At 69.2% G+C, this 17,978-nt stretch carries 14 protein-coding genes and 5 tRNA genes; 7 read left to right on the top strand and 12 right to left on the bottom strand.

Going from position 1 to position 17,978, the window contains the following annotated elements; translation table 11 throughout:
* Positions 1-387: 387 nt before the first annotated feature.
* The 8 genes from M3E84_RS02090 to metG all read right to left on the bottom strand — a co-directional run bounded on the left by M3E84_RS02090 (position 388) and on the right by metG (position 7,354).
* Positions 388-460, bottom strand: a tRNA-Glu gene (locus M3E84_RS02090).
* Positions 461-584: 124 nt separating this feature from the next.
* Positions 585-657: transfer RNA gene (locus tag M3E84_RS02085), tRNA-Glu, on the bottom strand.
* A gap of 1 nt (position 658) precedes the next feature.
* Positions 659-730 (bottom strand) — tRNA-Gln (locus M3E84_RS02080).
* A 138-nt stretch (positions 731-868) separates the two neighbouring features.
* The gene (gene gltX, locus M3E84_RS02075) at positions 869-2,407 is read right to left on the bottom strand and encodes a glutamate--tRNA ligase (RefSeq protein WP_259894350.1); all 1,539 of its coding nucleotides are present in this window, start codon (positions 2,405-2,407) and stop codon (positions 869-871) included.
* 164 nt (positions 2,408-2,571) lie between these two features.
* Positions 2,572-3,348: a fumarylacetoacetate hydrolase family protein gene (locus M3E84_RS02070; protein ID WP_259894349.1), complete on the bottom strand. Its 777-nt coding sequence runs from the start codon at positions 3,346-3,348 to the stop codon at positions 2,572-2,574.
* 90 nt (positions 3,349-3,438) lie between these two features.
* Positions 3,439-4,536 (bottom strand): branched-chain amino acid aminotransferase, encoded by a 1,098-nt coding sequence (locus M3E84_RS02065; protein WP_259894348.1) that lies wholly within the window; start codon positions 4,534-4,536, stop codon positions 3,439-3,441.
* 99 nt (positions 4,537-4,635) lie between these two features.
* Entirely contained in the window at positions 4,636-5,712 is a 1,077-nt protein-coding gene (locus M3E84_RS02060) for a 3-isopropylmalate dehydrogenase (RefSeq protein ID WP_259894347.1), read from the bottom strand.
* Positions 5,713-5,809: 97 nt separating this feature from the next.
* Positions 5,810-7,354, bottom strand: coding sequence for a methionine--tRNA ligase (metG, locus tag M3E84_RS02055; RefSeq protein ID WP_259894409.1), 1,545 nt, complete (start codon positions 7,352-7,354; stop codon positions 5,810-5,812).
* 208 nt (positions 7,355-7,562) lie between these two features.
* Here metG and M3E84_RS02050 point away from each other — a divergent pair, with 208 nt between their 5' ends.
* Positions 7,563-8,234 carry an AIM24 family protein gene (locus M3E84_RS02050; RefSeq protein ID WP_259894346.1) on the top strand — a complete coding sequence of 224 codons (672 nt, stop codon included), beginning with the start codon at positions 7,563-7,565 and terminating at the stop codon, positions 8,232-8,234.
* A 76-nt stretch (positions 8,235-8,310) separates the two neighbouring features.
* On the opposite strand, the gene ilvC is transcribed toward M3E84_RS02050, so the two are convergent.
* From ilvC to M3E84_RS02035, 3 genes are all read right to left on the bottom strand, one after another.
* On the bottom strand, positions 8,311-9,339 hold the full coding sequence (gene ilvC / locus M3E84_RS02045; RefSeq protein ID WP_259894345.1) for a ketol-acid reductoisomerase: 1,029 nt from the start codon (positions 9,337-9,339) through the stop codon (positions 8,311-8,313).
* Between the two features lie 115 nt (positions 9,340-9,454).
* A complete protein-coding gene (gene ilvN, locus M3E84_RS02040) occupies positions 9,455-9,973 on the bottom strand; it encodes an acetolactate synthase small subunit (protein WP_259894344.1) in 519 nt (172 codons plus the stop codon).
* Positions 9,966-11,843: an acetolactate synthase large subunit gene (locus tag M3E84_RS02035; RefSeq protein ID WP_259894343.1), complete on the bottom strand. Its 1,878-nt coding sequence runs from the start codon at positions 11,841-11,843 to the stop codon at positions 9,966-9,968. The genes ilvN and M3E84_RS02035 overlap by 8 nt, the downstream gene beginning before the upstream one ends.
* 609 nt (positions 11,844-12,452) lie before the next feature.
* On the opposite strand from M3E84_RS02035, the gene M3E84_RS02030 reads away from it, so the two are divergent.
* Positions 12,453-12,525 (top strand) — tRNA-Lys (locus M3E84_RS02030).
* A 125-nt stretch (positions 12,526-12,650) separates the two neighbouring features.
* Here M3E84_RS02030 and M3E84_RS02025 read toward each other — a convergent pair.
* Positions 12,651-13,178, bottom strand: coding sequence for a MarR family winged helix-turn-helix transcriptional regulator (locus M3E84_RS02025; RefSeq protein ID WP_259894342.1), 528 nt, complete (start codon positions 13,176-13,178; stop codon positions 12,651-12,653).
* Between the two features lie 211 nt (positions 13,179-13,389).
* Here M3E84_RS02025 and bcp point away from each other — a divergent pair, with 211 nt between their 5' ends.
* From bcp to M3E84_RS02000, 5 genes are all read left to right on the top strand, one after another.
* The gene (bcp, locus tag M3E84_RS02020) at positions 13,390-13,818 is read left to right on the top strand and encodes a thioredoxin-dependent thiol peroxidase (RefSeq protein ID WP_259894408.1); all 429 of its coding nucleotides are present in this window, start codon (positions 13,390-13,392) and stop codon (positions 13,816-13,818) included.
* A gap of 91 nt (positions 13,819-13,909) precedes the next feature.
* A tRNA-Leu gene (locus M3E84_RS02015) sits at positions 13,910-13,989 on the top strand.
* A 74-nt stretch (positions 13,990-14,063) separates the two neighbouring features.
* Positions 14,064-15,686: an ABC transporter substrate-binding protein gene (locus tag M3E84_RS02010; protein ID WP_259894341.1), complete on the top strand. Its 1,623-nt coding sequence runs from the start codon at positions 14,064-14,066 to the stop codon at positions 15,684-15,686.
* 108 nt (positions 15,687-15,794) lie between these two features.
* Positions 15,795-17,273 carry a malate:quinone oxidoreductase gene (locus M3E84_RS02005; RefSeq protein WP_396415538.1) on the top strand — a complete coding sequence of 493 codons (1,479 nt, stop codon included), beginning with the start codon at positions 15,795-15,797 and terminating at the stop codon, positions 17,271-17,273.
* A gap of 228 nt (positions 17,274-17,501) precedes the next feature.
* Positions 17,502-17,963: a MarR family winged helix-turn-helix transcriptional regulator gene (locus M3E84_RS02000; RefSeq protein ID WP_396415537.1), complete on the top strand. Its 462-nt coding sequence runs from the start codon at positions 17,502-17,504 to the stop codon at positions 17,961-17,963.
* Positions 17,964-17,978 lie beyond the last annotated feature (15 nt).

The raw sequence follows: 17,978 nt of genomic DNA, 5'->3' as shown, positions 1-17,978 counted from the left end.
CCATCATGCCGCACCCTCCCCCGCCAGCGCGTGCGCCCCGCGCGAGCCCGGCCTCGGCGCAGGGGCGCAGCGGATCGGTGACAGGTGCGCATGTACTCAGCGCTGACGTGGTGCGCACCTGTCACCAACCGGTCCGCGGAAGGCTCAGCGGCCTGCGGCAGCGCAGGATATGGCGATGCAGGCGGCGCGCCACCCCTCGAGCGGCCCCGTGGAGTGGATTGCGACGAGCTCCCCGCCGAGTGGCGCGGCGGTGTGCGTCTGGAGCCCTGGAGGCACACCACAGGACCACTCGATGGGCGAGCCCACCCGGCGAGGCCACTCGATGCCGATGCGCTGCTTCACATGGAAGAAGCCCCGGACCAGATGGTCCGGGGCTTCGCCTCGGTGTGACCCCAACCGGATTCGAACCGGTGTTGCCGCCGTGAGAGGGCGGAGTACTAGGCCGCTATACGATGGGGCCGAGGTGCTCGCAGTGCGAGCGGTTCACCGATCCGTGGATCGGGCTGTGCAACCGGCGACGTGCGCCGGTGCTCTCGTGAACAGCTGCGCCGCACTCGTGAGTGCAGCGCAGCTGTCAGCGGAAGTGACCCCAACCGGATTCGAACCGGTGTTGCCGCCGTGAGAGGGCGGAGTACTAGGCCGCTATACGATGGGGCCGCTGGGGTACCAGGACTCGAACCTAGAATGACGGTACCAGAAACCGTAGTGTTGCCGATTACACCATACCCCACTGTCAGCGCAAGTCCTCGGCTTGTCGATCGGACGCTGTCCGGTCGTCAGTGCCGCATTCCTGCGCGCAACAGGCTGAAACTATACCCAAGGCCGACCGCCTCAGCAAATCCACCCGGCGGCCGGCCCGCAGGCGATCTCAGCCCAGTCGAGCGGCCAGCGCATCGATGCGCGTCAGCGCGGACTCGCGACCCAGGATCTCCAGCGACTCGAACAGCGGCGGGGAGACCTGGCGTCCGGAGACGGCCACGCGCACCGGGCCGAAGGCCAGCCGGGGCTTGATCTCGAGCCCGTCCACGATGGCCTCGCGCAGAGCAGCCTCGATCGGCTCGGCCGTGAAGTCCTCCAGATCGGCCAGCGCCGTGCGCGCAGCGGCCAGCACCTGCGGCGCCGACTCCTTGAGCTTGGACACGGCGGTCTCGTCATGGACGAGCTCGGCGTCCTCGGCGAACAGGAAGCCGAGCAGGGCCACCGATTCGCCCAGCAGGTCCATGCGGGTCTGCACGAGCGGGGCGGCCTCGTCCAGGATCTGCTCCTGGCGCGCAGTCAGCTGCTCGCCGAGCACTCCCCCGGCCTGCAGGTAGGGCACCAGACGGTCGCGGAAATCCTGCGGGGCGAGCATGCGGATGTGATCGGCGTTGATCGCCGTGGCCTTCTTGACGTCGAAGCGCGCGGGATTGGCCAGGACGTCGTGGATGTCGAAGGCCTCGATGAACTGCTGCGTGGTGAAGACGTCCTCGTCCGCCGACAGCGACCAGCCCAGCAGCCCCAGGTAATTCAGCAGCCCCTCGGGGATGAACCCGGTGTCGCGGTGGTGGAAGAGATTCGACTCCGGATCGCGCTTGGACAGCTTCTTGTTGCCCTCCCCCATCACATAGGGGAGGTGGCCGAACTCGGGGATCCGCTCGGCGACGCCCGCACGGACCAGTGCGTCGTAGAGAGCGATCTGACGCGGCGTGGAGGAGAGCAGATCCTCACCGCGCAGGACGTGGGTGATGCCCATGAGGGCGTCGTCGACGGGGTTCACCAGGGTGTACAGCGGCTGGCCGTTGGCGCGCACGACCACGAAGTCCGGCACGGAGCCGGCAGCGAACGTGATCTCTCCGCGCACCAGATCGGTGAAGGTGATGTCCTCATCCGGCATGCGCAGCCGCAGCACGGGCTCGCGGCCCTCGGCACGGAAGGCGGCGATCTGCTCGTCTGACAGGTCGCGGTCGAAGCCGTCGTAGCCGAGCTTGGGATCGCGCCCGGCCTCGCGATGGCGGGCCTCGACCTCCTCCGGGGTGGAGAAGGACTCGTAGATCGCGCCGGCCTCCTTCAGCTTGGCGATCACGTCCTGGTACAGCTGTCCGCGCTGCGACTGGCGGTACGGCTCATGGGGCCCGCCCGCGCCGTAGCCCTCGTCCCAATCGATGCCCAGCCACTGCAGGGCCTCGACGAGCTGATCCAGGGACTCCTGGGAGTCGCGGCTGGCGTCGGTGTCCTCGATGCGGAAGATCAGCTTGCCGCCGGTGTGCCGGGCCCATGCCCAGTTGAACAGGGCGGTGCGCACCAGTCCGACGTGCGGTGTGCCCGTGGGCGAGGGGCAGAACCGGACGCGGATGTCCGAGCCGGTTGCGGGTGCGCTGGGGGTGATCTGTGCTTCGCCCTGGGGGGCGTCCGTGGATGCGTCAGTCATGATGACGCCAGTCTAGGCGCCGTCGTGGCCCGTGGGCTCGAACCCGTCCCCACGACGGCAGCCGGCACGCCGCTGTCGCGACGCCGACCACGAGGCCGCGACAGCTCGAGACCGGCTGCGGGCGTCGCTGCTGGACGACGCCCGCAGGACCGATCAGCCCGAGCTCAGCGACGCAGCACGGTGGCCAGCGTGCCGATGCCCTCGACCTCGACCTCGATCCGATCGCCCTCATCGACCTGGCCCACACCGGCCGGAGTCCCCGTGAGGATGACGTCGCCGGGAAGCAGCGTGAACGCCGCCGAGGCGTAGGCGATGATCTCCGCGACCGAGAAGACCATCTGGGCGGTCGAGGAGTCCTGCTTGGTCTGCCCATCCACGCGCGAGGCGATATGCAGGTCAGAGGGGTCCAGCTCAGTCTCGATCCACGGGCCGAGGGGGCAGGAGCCGTCGAAACCCTTGGCACGGGCCCACTGGCCATCGGTCTCTTGGGCGTCGCGGGCAGTGAGATCGTTGGCGGCGGTGTAGCCGAAGATCACCTCATCCGCCTTCTCGGCCGGGACGTCCTTGCAGATCCGTCCGATGACCACGGCCAGCTCGGCCTCATAGGACACCCGCTCGGTCCACGACGGCAGCGTGACGGGGTCGCCGGGGCCCACCACGGAGGTGTTCGGCTTGAAGAACAGCATGGGGCTGGCGGGCAGCTCATTGCCCATCTCCGCGGCGTGATCAGCGTAGTTGCGCCCCACGCACACGATCTTGGAGCGCGGGATCACCGGTGCCAGCAGGCGGACGTCCTGGACCTTCCACGAGGCTCCCTCGATCGGCTGGATGCCGTTGTAGAAGGGGTCACCGGCAATGGGGACCACGACCTGGTCCTCCCCCTCGCCCTGGACGACGCCGTAGTGGATCTCGTTCTCGACAGTGAATCGGCTGATGCGCATGCACCCAGCCTATGCCCCGCCCCCGACGCCGCAGCGCCCCGGGACCGCCCGCTCGTGCGGGGGCGCCGGGGCGCTGCGACCGGCGCAGGCTCAAGCCAGCCGAGAGGTCCAGCCGCGGGTGTCTTCCACGGCGCCGGTCTGGATGCCGAGCAGCTGCTCGCGCAGGGCCATGGTGACCTCCCCGGGCTGAGCATCCTCCGGGCCGATCGTCTCCTGGGGCGAGATCAGTCGGCCCACCGGGGAGATGACCGCGGCGGTGCCGCAGGCGAAGACCTCGGTGAGGTGTCCGCTGTCCACTCCCTCGCGCCATTCATCGAGGGTGAAGCGACGCTGCTCTACCGTCAGCCCGCGGGCCTGGGCCAGCTCGATGATCGAGGAGCGGGTCACGCCCTCCAGGATGGTGCCGGTCAGCTCGGGGGTCACCAGGCGGCCGTCGTCGAAGACGAAGAACACGTTCATGCCGCCGAGCTCCTCGACCGCGTGATCGCGGTTCGGGTCGGTGAACAGCACCTGGGCGCAGCCGTGGGCCTCGCCCTCCATCTGGGCGATCAGGGAGGCGGCGTAGTTGCCGCCGCACTTGGCGGAGCCGGTCCCGCCGACGCCGGCGCGGGCGTAGTCCTGGGACAGCCAGATGTCGACGGTGTCGACCGTGCCGAAGTAGGAGCCGGCCGGGGAGGCGATCACGCAGAACAGGTAGCGCCGCGCAGGCCGCACACCCAGGTAGGCCTCCGTGGCGATCATGAACGGGCGCAGGTACAGCGACTGCCCCTCCCCCGAAGGCACCCAGTCCCGATCCGCGCTCACGAGCTCGCGCAGGGAGGCCAGGAAGAGCTCCTCGGGCAGCTCGGGCATGACCAGGCGCTGGGCCGAGGCGCGCAGTCGGCTCGCATTGCGCTCGGGCCGGAAGGTCCACACGGAGCCGTCGTCGTGCCGGTAGGCCTTCAGTCCTTCGAAGATCTCCTGCCCGTAGTGCAGCACGGCGGCCGCGGGGTCGAGCTGGAGCGGCCCGTAGGGCTGCAGGTGCGGGGTGCCCCAGGAGCCCTCGCCCGATTCGACATCGCCCGTCCACTCGATCGTGACCATGTGATCGGTGAAGTGCTGCCCGAAGCCCGGGGTGGCCAGGATCTGCTCGCGCTGCTGCGCGGTGGCCGGATGCGGGTTCGGGGTGCGCTGGAAGTCGATGCTCATGTCGGTTCCGTCGATTCTGCCGCGGCTGCGCGCGCGGCCTGCGCCCGGCGCGGGAGCCGGAAGAACAGTGTGCGGGTGGTTCGGGTGGCGCTGGCCTGATCAGGCCAGCGCGGCGACGACAGCATCGCCGATCTGCTCGGTGCTGCGGCGCTGGGATCCGGCCGCGGCGAGGTCGGCGCGCACCGCGTCCCGGATCTGCTGGGCCTGCTGGGGGTGGCCCAGGTGATCCAGCATCATGGCCCCCGCCAGGATCGAGGCCGTGGGGTCGGCGATGCCCTGCCCGGCGATGTCCGGGGCGGAGCCGTGGACGGGCTCGAACATGGACGGCGCGGTGCGAGCGGCGTTGATGTTGCCGCAGGGCGCCAGGCCGATGCCGCCGGAGACGGCGCCGGCCAGATCGGTGATGATGTCGCCGAAGAGGTTGTCTGTGACGATCACGTCGAATCGAGCCGGATCCACGGTCACGTGGATGGTCGCGGCGTCGATATGCATGTAGTCGACCTCGATCTGCGGGAACTGCTGGGCGATGGCATCCACCGTGCGCTGGTAGAGCCGTCCGGAGTGGACCAGGACGTTGTGCTTGTGCACGAGCGTCAGCTTGTGCCGGGGCCGCTCGGCCGCCAGCTCGAAGGCGTAGCGCACCAGGCGCTGCACGCCGTGGGCGGTGTTGATCGAGACCTCCGTGGCGATCTCCTGATCGGTGCCCTCGCGCAGCGCACCGCCGTTGCCGGTGTACGGGCCCTCGGTGCCCTCGCGGACCACGACGAAGTCGATGTTCCCGGGGTCGCTCAGCGGAGAGACCGCGCCGGGGAACAGCTCCGACGGGCGCAGGTTGATGTAGTGGTCCAGGCTGAAGCGCATCTTCAGCAGCATCTCGCGCTCGATGATCCCCGACGGTATCCGCTTGTCGCCAGGAGCCGCGCCCACAGCGCCGAAGAGGATGGCGTCATAGCCGCGCAGCTGCTCGAGCGTCTCATCCGGAAGGGTCTCCCCCGTGGCCAGCCAGTGCTCGGCGCCCAGTGGGAAGCTGGTCTCCTGCAGCTCGATCCCTGCCGGGGCGCACACCGCCGCCAGCACCTTCTGCGACTGGGCGACGACCTCCGGGCCGATCCCGTCCCCGGGGATCACGGCGATGCGGTGGGAGGCGGATGCGATGGCGGTGTTCTGCGCGGTCATGCCCCTCACGATACGACGGTGCGGGCCGGACGTCCCCGGCCCGCACCGTCATCTCATGATGTGAGACGCCCGTCCACGTTGCGATCAGACGAGAGGCTCAGCCCAAGGCGGGCTCCTCGTAGCGCGGGAAGACCGGCGTGGGCTTGGGCAGCTGCGTGCCGGGGACGAGCTCTCGCGACAGCGCGGAGAACTCGCGGTCCTGCGCCTCCTGGCCCAGCGCGTCGAGCAGGCGACCGGCCGATCCGGGCATGACCGGCTGGACGAGCACGGCCACCCTGCGCACGACCTCGAGCGTGGTCCACAGCACCGTGGCCATGCGCTCCGGATCGGTCTTGCGCAGCACCCACGGCTCCTGGGCGCTGAAGTAGCGGTTGCACTGCGCGACGACCTTCCAGATCTGCTCCAGCCCGCGGTGGAACTGCAGGGCGTCGAATGCCTCGCGGACCTGGGGCAGCAGGGCGCGGGCATCGTCAAGGATCTGACGGTCCTCGGCCGTCAGCTCGCCGGGACTCGGGGCGAGGCCCTCGAGGTTCTTGGCCACCATGGACAGCGAGCGCTGGGCCAGGTTGCCGAGGTCGTTCGACAGGTCCGAGTCGATGCGCGAGACGATCGCCTCGTGCGAGTACGAGCCGTCCTGCCCGAAGGGGACCTCGCGCATGAGGAAGAAGCGCAGGGCGTCGAGGCCGTAGGCGCTGACCAGCGACTGCGGGTCGATCACGTTGCCCACGGACTTGGACATCTTCTCGCCCTGGTTGAACAGGAAGCCGTGCCCGAAGACCTTCCGCGGGATCTCCAGCCCGGCCGACATCAGGAAGGCCGGCCAGTAGACCGAGTGGAAGCGGATGATGTCCTTGCCGATGACGTGGACGTCCGCCGGCCAGAACTTCTGGAAGAGCTCGCCGTCGACACCCGGGTAGCCCACACCCGTCAGGTAGTTGGTCAGGGCGTCCACCCACACGTACATGACGTGATCCGGGTCCCCGGGTACGGGGACCCCCCAGTCGAACGTGGTCCGAGAGATCGACAGGTCGCGCAGACCCCCGCGCACGAACTCCACGACCTCATTGCTGCGCGACTGCGGCCCCACGAGTCCGTCCTCGTACAGGGCCAGCAGGCGGTCCTGGTAGGCCGAGAGGCGGAAGAAGTAGGAGGACTCCTCGGTCCAGGTCAGCTCCGTACCGGTGCCCTTGGACACGCGGACCCCATCCACGACCTCGGTCTCGTCCTCGGCGTAGTAGGCCTCATCGCGCACCGAGTACCAGCCCGAGTACGAGTCCAGGTAGATGTCCCCGTTGGCCTCCATCCGCCGCCAGATCTCCTGCGAGGCCTCGTAGTGATCCGGATCCGTGGTGCGGATGAAGCGGTCGTAGGAGACCCCGAGCATGTCGTCCATGGACCGGAAGGCCGCCGCGTTGCGATCGGCGAGCTGCTTGGGCGAGATGTCCTCGCGGTCGGCCGTCTGCTGCATCTTCTGGCCGTGCTCGTCGGTGCCGGTCAGGAAGCGGACGTCGAAGCCGTCCAGGCGCTTGAACCGGGCCAGGACGTCGGCGGCGATGGCCTCGTAGGCGTGCCCGATGTGCGGCGCCCCGTTGGGGTAGGAGATGGCGGTCGTCAGATAGAACGCGGGACGCCCGCTGGTCACGGTCTCGGGCTCGGAGGTCTCGGCGCTCACGTCGGCAGTCTGCTCAGAAGTCACGCGGACCATCGTAGCGGCGACGACGGCGCCCGCCCCACCGCCGACGTCGGCCCCGTCCCGACACGAGCAGGACAAGTATTCACTTAAGCAATTCCATGTGAGACCCTGATCCTGCCCGCGACCGTCGGGCGTCTCCCAGCACGAAAGGCACGCGATGCGCAGCGAACTGTTCGCCCCGGATCACATGGAGCGCGAGACGCAGGATCAGTGGGCCCTGCAGTCCACCAAGATGCTCCGGGTCAACATGTCCCAGGACATCATCGCCACCAAGGGCGCCATGGTGGCCTATCAGGGGCAGATGACGTTCACCCACGAGGGCTCGGGCTCCCTGGGCAAGTTCCTCAAGAAGGCCATGACCAGCGAGGGCGGGGTCATGATGCGCGTCTCCGGCCAGGGCGAGGTCTTCTTCGCGCGCCAGGCGCGCAACATCTTCCTGATCCAGCTCGAGGGCGAGGCCATCACGGTCGACTCCGACTCCCTGCTGGCCTTCGACGGCTCGCTGAACTGGGACATCAAGCGCATCCAGGGCGCAGGCTTCATGGCCGGCGGCCTGTTCAACCTCGAGCTCTCCGGCCACGGCTTCATCGCCGTGTGCTGCGACGGCGAGCCCATGGTCCTGGACGCCTCCACGCAGCCGACCTTCGTGGATCCTCAGGCGGCGGTGTGCTGGTCCACGAACCTGGCGCCGTCCATCAAGAACGACTTCAACTTCTCGGGCATGTTCCGCGGCGGCTCCGGCGAGGCCTTCCAGCTCGCCTTCCACGGCCCCGGCTTCGTGGTCGTCCAGCCCTCCGAGGGCGTTCCGGTGATCACCTCCGGCAGCTGATCGGCTGCCCGCCCACGATGGCGGCCTCCCCTCCTGGTGGAGGGGAGGCCGCCATCGTGCTGGGGCGCCGTGCGGATCAGCGAGCGGCGGAGCCCTCGTTGTAGTCGGCGTCCGAGTCCGACCAGACGAACAGCTTGCGCAGCTCGCGACCGACGGACTCGATCTCGTGGCCCTGGCCCTTCTCGCGCAGCTGCTGGAACTCCTGGGCGCCGTTGTCCTGGTCCTCGATGAACCGGCGGGCGAAAGTGCCGTCCTGGATGTCGGCGAGCACGGCCTTCATGTTCTCCTTGACCGACGGATCGATCACGCGCGGCCCGGAGACGTAGTCGCCGTACTCGGCGGTGTCCGAGATCGACCAGCGCTGCTTGGAGATGCCGCCCTCGACCATGAGGTCGACGATGAGCTTGAGCTCGTGCAGGACCTCGAAGTAGGCGATCTCCGGCTGGTAGCCGGCCTCGGTCAGCGTCTCGAAGCCGTACTGGACCAGCTGGGACATGCCTCCGCACAGCACGGCCTGCTCGCCGAACAGATCCGACTCGGTCTCCTCGGTGAAGGTCGTCTTGATCACGCCGGCGCGAGCGCCGCCGATGGCCTTCGCGTAGGACAGGGCGAGCTCCAGCGCCTTGCCAGAGGCGTCGACCTCCACGGCGACCAGGTCCGGCACGCCGCGCCCGGCCTCGAACTCGCGGCGCACGGTGTGGCCCGGGCCCTTGGGCGCGACCATGGCGACGTCGACGCCCTGCGGGGCCTCGATGTAGCCGAAGCGGATGTTGAAGCCGTGCGCGAAGAAGATCGCGTCGCCGTCGGCGAGGTTCGGCTGGATCGACTCGGCGTACACGGTGCGCTGGACCTGGTCCGGGGTCAGGATCATGATGACGTCCGCCTCGGCGGCGGCCTCGGCCACGGTCATGACCTTGAGGCCCTCGGCCTCGGCCTTGGCGCGCGAGCGGGAGCCCTCGGCCAGGCCGATGCGGACGTCGACGCCCGAGTCGCGCAGATTCAGCGCGTGGGCGTGGCCCTGGGAGCCGTAGCCGATGACCGCGACCCTGCGGCCCTGGATGATCGAGAGGTCTGCGTCGTCCTCGTAGAAGATCTCTGCTGCCATGTTCGTGTGCATCTCCTTGGGTGGGTGACCCGCAGCGGGTGCGGGCGTTTCGGTGCCGGCGCTGTGCCTGCGACGACGCCCCGTTCCGTGCTCCACGGACCCGGGGCGGGCCGTCTCAGTGGCGCAGCGCGCGATCGGTGATGGACTTCGATCCGCGCCCGAGCGCCAGCGTACCGGCACGGGCGATCTCGCGGATTCCGAAGGGCTGGAGGACCTCGAGCAGCGCTTCGAGCTTGTTCGAGGATCCGGTGGCCTCGATGACGACCGAATCCGGGGAGACGTCGATGATCGAGGCGCGGAAGAGGTCGGCGGCCTGGGTGACCTGCAGCCGCGTGGCCGCATCTGCCCGGACCTTGATCATGACGTGCTCGCGGGAGACCGAGGCCTCCGGGGCCAGCTCCACGATCTTGATCACGTTCACGAGCTTGTTCAGCTGCTTGGTGACCTGCTCGAGGGAGTGCGCGTCCGCGTTCACGACGACCGTGATGCGCGACAGGCCCTCCTGGTCCGTGCCGCCCACGGCGAGCTGGTCGATGTTGAACGCACGGCGAGCGAACAGGGCGGCCACACGGGTCAGGACGCCCGGCTTGTCCTCCACGAGGACGGAGAGGGTGTGTCGGGACTGCTCAGACATCTTCCTGGCTCCATTCTGGCGTCATGTTCTGGGCGATCTGGATCAGATCGTTCGGCACGCCGGAGGGGACCATCGGCCACACCATGGCGTCCGCGGAGACCACGAAGTCGATCACGACCGGGCGGTCGTCGACCTCCATGGCCGCGCGGATCGTGTCCTCGACGTCCTCCTCCCGCTCGCAGCGGAAGACGGCGCAGCCGTAGGCCTCGCCGAGCTTGAGGAAGTCCGGGACCCGCCGGGAGTCATGGCCCGTGTTCAGGTGGGTGTTCGAGTAGCGGCCGTCGTAGAAGAGGGTCTGCCACTGCCGCACCATGCCCAGCGAGCCGTTGTTGATGACCGCGACCTTGATGTTGATCCCGTTGAGCGTGCACGTGGCCAGCTCCTGATTGGTCATCTGGAAGCAGCCGTCGCCGTCGATGGCCCACACCGTGCGCTCGGGCTCGGCGACCTTGGCGCCCATGGCCGCCGGCACGGCGAAGCCCATGGTGCCCAGGCCCGCCGAGTTCAGCCACTGGCGGGGCCGGTCGTGGCGGATGAACTGCGAGGACCACATCTGGTGCTGCCCCACGCCCGCGGCGTAGACGGCCTCCGGCCCGCTGATCTCGGAGATCTTCTGGATCACGTGCTGCGGGCTGAGGTGGCCGTCCTCGGTGGGCGTCCAGCCCAAGGGGTACGTCTCGCGCACGCCATCGAGCAGGGACCACCAGTCCGAGAGATCCGGCAGCTGCTCCGGGCCGGTGCGCAGCGCCTCTGAGAGGTCCGGGATCACTGTGGCCAGATCGCCCACGATCGGGACGTCGGCGGTGCGGTTCTTGGAGATCTCCGCGGGGTCGACGTCGGCGTGGATGACCTTGGCGCCCGGGGCGAAGGAGGAGAGCACACCGGTCACGCGGTCGTCGAAGCGCGCGCCCAGGGTGATCAGCAGATCCGCCTGCTGCATGGCGTAGACGGCAGGCACGGTGCCGTGCATGCCCGGCATGCCGAGGTTCTGGCGGTGGGAGTCCGGGAAGACGCCGCGGGCGGTGAGGGTCGTGACCACCGGCGCGCCGGTCAGCTCGGCCAGCTCGGCCAGGTGCTCGGAGGCCTCGGCCTTGATCGTCCCGCCGCCGGCGTAGATCACGGGTCGTCGCGACTCGCGGATCAGACGGGCGGCCTCGCGGATCTGCCTGGCATGGCCGCGGGCGATCGGGCGATAGCCCACCAGGTCGAGGGTCGGCGGCCACGAGAAGGTGGTGGGCGAGACCTGGGCATCCTTGGCGATATCCACCAGGACGGGACCGGGGCGCCCGGTCGAGGCCAGATGGAAGGCCTCGGCCAGGATGCGCGGGATGTCATCGGCGTCGGTGACCAGGTAGGAGTGCTTGGTCACCGGCATGGTCATGCCCACGATGTCCGCCTCCTGGAAGGCGTCCGAGCCGATCAGGCTCGAGGCGACCTGACCGGTGATCGCGACCATGGGGATGGAGTCCATGTTGGCATCGGCCAGGGCGGTGACCAGGTTGGTGGCACCGGGCCCGGAGGTCGCGATGCACACGCCCACGCGCCCGGAGGCCATGGCGTAGCCCTCGGCCGCGTGGCCGGCGCCCTGCTCATGGCGGACCAGGATGTGGTTGATGCCCTCGGCATCCATCAGGGGGTCGTAGGTGGGCAGGATGGCACCGCCCGGCAGGCCGAAGACGTCCGTGACGCCCAGCGCCTGCAGGGACTTGATGACCGCCCCCGACCCGGTGGTCTCCTTCGGGGCGACCGTGCGGTTCGGCCCCATGACCCGCGGCATGACGACACCCGAGTCGGAAGCTGCCTTCTGGTGCCCTGCACCCGTGCGCCGACTGGCCATCAGCGCGGGGCTGATCTCTGTTCCACTGCTCATGTCATCGTCCTTCGTGCCGAATCCTCGGCGCTGCGGTCCTCGGCCCAGCGGCCGTTGCAGACATTGTCCCCGACCCGGCGAGCCCCCCGCCGTCCCGACGCACGTCGGCGCCGGACGGGTTCGGGCGGCTCCCCCGGATGCGGCCGCTCGCCGACGCCTCGGGTGTCAAGGCGATCATGCGGGCGGGCTGAACGGGCGAAGGCCCCGGTCCATCCTGGTGCGGATGGGCGACGGGGCCTTCAGCTCGCGGGATGCTCAGCGCGCGTCAGGCCGGTCGCCCGACGGGGACGACCAGCCCGGTCACGATGACCGAGTGACGGCGCGCTGTGATCCACTGCATGTCGACCATGCTCCGCCCAGCGGCATGGGAGTGTCAATCCGCGGGACAGCTGTCCCGCATCGTGAGACAACCCACATCGCGGAGCCTCGAGTGGACAGCACACGGACCCTCGGGTACATTCTTCCTTCGTCGTTGGGCGGAGCACCGCTTCGCGGAACCGACTCCCCGCACCCGGCATGGGTGCCGGATGAGCCGGGATCCGGCCTGTGGTAACGTCCTACGGCGCCGATCGAAGGAATCGAGATCGTCCTGATTCCCAGATCGCACCCGCGCCTCTAGCTCAATTGGCAGAGCAGCTGACTCTTAATCAGCGGGTTCTCGGTTCGAGTCCGAGGGGGCGCACACAGAATGCAGCAGGGGCCCCGGTTCCATGGAACCGGGCCCCTGCTGCATGACAGACGGCGCGCAAGAACGATCGGCCTGACGCAGCCTCGCGGCGGTGCAGCCGCTGAAGCGGCAGGAGGACTTCAGCCCGCCCCGGGCTCCCCTGCCTGCGATGAAGCTGTCCCAGAGGCGGCGGCAGCCTGGGTCTGCGAGACCTCGTGGACCGCACCCTGCGCGTCGACCTCGAGCTCCCAACGCGAGGCGCCGAGGGTGGAGATGATGTGAGCCAGGCTGCGGCGCAGCTGCTCATCATCCAGCGTGCCTTCCTCGATCAGCTCGCCCTCCAGCCGAGCGGCCTCGCTCAGGACGCCGCGCCCGGTCTCGGTGATCGAGACCAGATGACTGCGGCGATCCCGGAGGTTGGGGCTGCGGCTGATGTGGCCGTGGCTCTCGAGCCGATGCAGGGTCTTGCCCATGGTCTGCGCCTGGACCCTGATCTCCTGCGCCAGACGAGCCTGGCTCAGCGTGCCGCGGTCGTGGAGCACATCCAGGGCCATGTATCCGGCATGGGTCACGCCCAGCGCCGCCAGCCGCTCGTTCCACGCGTGCTCGACGAGCCGGGCCGCGGTTGACAGAAGGCGATTGGTCGACCACTCGGAGTTATCGGACATGGACCGATTGTAACCATGACGGGGCAAGCAATACCCCACCGTCTCGCGGGCCGGCCCCGGCCTGCCGAGCCGCGCAGATCTGCGACCATGGCCCCAGCAGCGCACCGCACGCACCTCGGCAGGCGGTGCGCCGCCAGCCACCGCGCGACGACGAAGGAGCCCAGAAGATGTCCCAGCGACTGGCCCAGCTCAGCAGGCCCCGGACTTCACCCTGCCCGATGCCCAGGGCAGGGAGGTCACCCTGTCCGACCTGCGCGGCACCAGAGTGATCGTCTACTTCTATCCGAAGGCCTCGACCCCGGGCTGCACCACCCAGGCCTGCGACTTCCAGGACTCGCTGGAGCGCTTCCGGGCCGACGGCTTCGAGGTCCTGGGCATCTCCCCGGACGCGCCGGCCGCCCTTGAGCGCTTCGCGCAGAACCAGTCGCTGAGCTTCCCCCTGCTCTCGGACCCCGATCATGAGGTGGCCGAGCGCTGGGGCGCTTGGGGCGAGAAGAAGAACTACGGCAAGGTCTACGAGGGCCTGATCCGCTCCACAGTCGTGGTGGCCGCCGACGGCAGCGTCGAGCTCGCCCAGTACAACGTGCGCGCCAAGGGCCACGTGGCCAAGCTGCGCCGGGACCTGGGCCTGGAGGACTGAGGCCGGCGCGCACCCGGGCGCCTGTCCCGAACAGGCCTCCTCGCCGGCTTCGGCGACGGTATGATCGGGCGGCCCCCGCAGTGCGGGGCCAGCGCGAGTGGTGGAACTGGCAGACACGCAGGATTTAGGTTCCTGTGCTCCGGCGTGCGGGTTCGAGTCCCGCCTCGCGCACCCGCCGACCGCGCCCGCTGATGCCCGCGGACCCTGTCCAGCCTTCCCGACCGAGACCGCCCCCAGGAGGAGACGTGAGCGCCCAGCCCACTCGCCGCGCGCTGCTGCTCGGCGCCTCCGCCCTGGCGCTGGTCGGCTGCTCCGAGCGCTCGCAGCCCCAGGCCCCTTCCGGGCAGCGCAGTCCTGCGGACTCCGAGTACGTCTTCGCCAATGCGGCCACGGCACCCACCCTGGACCCCACGCTCACCGACAACGTGGAGACCAACCGCGTGGCCCGCCAGGTGCTCGATGGCCTGGTGGCTCCGGACTCCCTGACCGGCGAGCCGGTGCCCTCTCTCGCCGTGGGCTGGACCGCCTCCGAGGACGGACTCACGCTCGACTTCGAGCTGCGCCGCGATGTGGTCTTCCACGACGGCGAGCAGCTCACCGCCCAGGCCGTGTGCCGCAACTTCGAGCGCTGGGCCTCGGCCTCCGTGCGCGACACCACGACCGGCAGGCACAGCCTGTTCGATGCGATCTTCCGCCGCGGCACCGCTCAGGGCAGCCTCTACGACGGGTGCGTGGCGGTCGATGAGCACACCTTCCGCCTGCTGCTGACCCGACGCTACCCCGCCCTGGTCACCTCATTGACGCACCCGGCCTTCGGGATCGCCTCCACGGCCTCGATCGAAGAGGACACCGTGGGCACAGCCCCCGTGGGCACTGGTCCCTTCCGGGTGGTGCGCGGGCTGGAGGCCGGAGCCGGGCAGCTGCCGGAGAATCCCATCGAACTCGAGGCCTTCCCCGAGCATTGGAACGGCACCGGGGACATCGAGCGCCTCACCTTCGTGGCGATCCTCGACCCGCGCATGCGCTACATCGCTCTGGAGTCAGGGCGAGTGGACGGCTACGACCTGGTCGGGCTCTCGGACTTCGCGAGACTGGCCCGCGACGGCGTCCAGGTCCTGCAGCGCGACCCCTACACGCTGTCCTACCTGGGGATCCGCACCTCCTCCGCGTGGCTGGACTCCCTCGAGGTCCGGGGCGCGGTGATGTCCGCGATCGACCGGCAGGCGCTGGTGCGCGAGCACTACCCGGAGGGCACCGGGGTCGCCCAGGACTTCATGCCCGCCCGCTTCGACGTTCCCGACGGGGACGCGGGCTACCCCGGCTACAACCCGCAGGACGCGCGGCGGGCCCTCGAGGACTCCGGCTATGACGGCACGCCGCTGCGATTCGCCTACCCCACCGGAGCCTCGCGCTCCTGGGCGCTGGAGCCGGAACGGCTCTACGCCGACATCTCGGCGCAGCTGGTGCGCTGCGGATTCCGGATCGAGCCGGTGCCGGTCCCCTGGAGCATCTACGCGCAGACCCTGCGCAGCCGCTCCGCCGATCACGACCTCTTCCTCAGCGGCCTCAGCGGAGGGCTGCGCGACCAGGACTTCTTCTCCGCGGTGCTCTTCTCCGCGAGGACACCGGAGCTCGACCTGGATTCCGAGTCCCTGCACGAGCTCGTCGAGGAGGCGGCCCAGGAGCCGGACGGCGAGCAGCGCCAAGAGCTCTACAGCAGGGTCGGCGACCAGGTCGCCCAGCATCGCGCGGCGCTGCCCCTGGCCTTCCCCATCACCGCGGTGGCCGTGAACCAGCGCACGGCCTCGTTCCCCCTGTCCTCCACGGGCTTCGAGCCCTTCCGCGAGGTCGAGCTCACCCAGCCGTGACGCCGGGCACCGCCGAGGACGGAGTAGCCTTAGGAGACGACCACGCGCGCGGAGGCCCGGGTCCAGGGCAGCTGATCTCCGCGCCCGAGCAGACGGAGGCCTCTTCACGTGACCAAGACCATGGAATCCACCGACGTCGTCCTGGTGGGCGGCGGCATCATGTCCGCGACCCTGGGCGCCATGCTCACGGAGCTCGAGCCCAGCTGGAGCATCACCCTGCTCGAGCGCCTCGACCACGTGGGTCAGGAGAGCTCGGCGGTGTGGAACAACGCCGGCACCGGGCACTCCGCGCTGTGCGAGCTCAACTACGCCCCGCGCGCCGCTGACGGCTCCGTCTCCGCCGCCAAGGCCGTGAAGATCAACGAGCAGTTCCAGGTCTCGCGCCAGTTCTGGTCCTCGCTCGTCAACGAGGGCAAGCTCGGCCAGCCGGGCTCGTTCATCAACCCGGTCCCGCACATCTCCATGGTCTTCAACCAGGACCACGTGCAGTACCTTCGGGCCCGCCACGAGTCCTTCACGCAGCACAAGCTCTTCGAGCGCCTGGAGCTCTCCGAGGACCGCGACCAGATCGCCCAGTGGGCTCCGCTGACCCAGGAGGGCCGCGGCGCCGGCCCCGTGGCGGCCTCCTTCGCCCCGGAGGGCACCGATGTCAACTTCGGCGAGCTGACCCGCCAACTGATCGGGCACATGGAGGCCAACGGCGCCCAGATCCGCACGGGCGTCCAGGTCAAGGACCTGGACCGCCAGCCGGACGGCACCTGGATCGTGCGCACCGAGAACCGATTGAACAGCGAGGACTCCCGCGAGATCCGTGCCAAGTTCGTGTTCGTCGGCGCCGGCGGCGGCGCCCTGCCGCTGCTGCAGAAGTCCGGGATCTCGGAGATCAAGGGCTTCGGCGGCTTCCCGGTCTCCGGACTGTGGCTGCGCAATTCGAACCCCAGCACCGCCGAGCGCCACGATGCCAAGGTCTACGGCCAGGCAGCCGTGGGCGCCCCGCCCATGTCCGTGCCCCATCTGGACACCCGCTACGAGAACGGGAAGAAGTCGCTGCTGTTCGGCCCCTACGGCGGGTTCAAGCCGAACTTCCTCAAGCAGGGCTCTCTGCTGGACCTGCCCAAGTCCGTGCGCCCGGACAACATCTACCCCATGGCCCGCGCCGGCCTGGCCAACCTGGACCTGGTCAAGTACCTGCTCTCCGAGCTGGCCAAGAACAAGGACCAGCGCATGGAGGCGCTGCGCGAGTTCTACCCGGAGGCCCGGGCCGAGGAGTGGGAGCTCGTGCACGCCGGACAGCGTGTGCAGGTCATGCGCAAGGACAAGAAGAAGGGCGGCGTCCTGCAGTTCGGCACGGAGCTGATCACCGCCGACGACGGCTCGATCGCCGGCCTGCTGGGGGCTTCCCCGGGCGCCTCGACCGCGGTGCCGATCATGATCGACCTGCTGGGACGCTGCTTCCCGAACCACTCCGCGGCCTGGAAGTCCCGCCTCACCGACCTGATCCCCTCGCTGGGTCAGCAGCTCGATGAGAACCCGGCGCTGGCCGACGAGATCATGGGCCACACCGGAAGGACCCTCGGAATCCGATGAGCAAATAGCCTGCGAGCGCTTTCATGACGCACGCCCCAACGACGGCCTCCCATGCATATGCATGGGAGGCCGTCGTCGTCCCGGCCCGTCCTTCCGCAACGTTGCAGGCCACAGACACCGACGGAGACCGCCGTCGGAACCGTTCCCCACCTTTTCTCCGGACACAGGCGCCTTTCGGTGGACACGGAAGAATCATGCATTCGACTTGGATGACATATGATCTGGTCCGTGCCCACCAGAGAATCTGCCCACGACCCCATCGAGACCTCCACCACGGCCTGGGAGGCCCTGTACCGAGCCCAGGTCACCGTCATGCGCAAGCTCCAGCGACAGGAGGAGTTCGCGAATCTGTCCATGCGCGAATACGACGTCCTGTTCAACCTGGCCCGCTCCGACGCCCGCGGCATCCGCCTGAATGAGCTCAACGAGTACGTCCTGCTCACCCAGTCCAGCCTTTCCCGCATGCTCGAGCGGCTCGAGGCCAAGGGCCTCGTCCACCGCTGGCAGGACCCCCAGGACCTGCGCGGCCTGCGCATCCGGCTCACCGAGGACGGGAAGGACCTGCAGCAGCGGATCGCGGAGCACTTCGACCGCCACGTGCACGAGCTCATGGGCGCCGGCCTGGACCCCGAGGAGCTGCGCATCCTCACCCGCCTGTCCGACCGCCTCCGACACAGCCTCAGCGAGTGACCCGGCGGGACCCCA

Source organism: Kocuria sp. p3-SID1428 (assembly GCF_025149945.1).
Lineage (GTDB): Bacteria > Actinomycetota > Actinomycetes > Actinomycetales > Micrococcaceae > Kocuria.
This window is presented reverse-complemented; position numbering and strand designations above follow the sequence as displayed.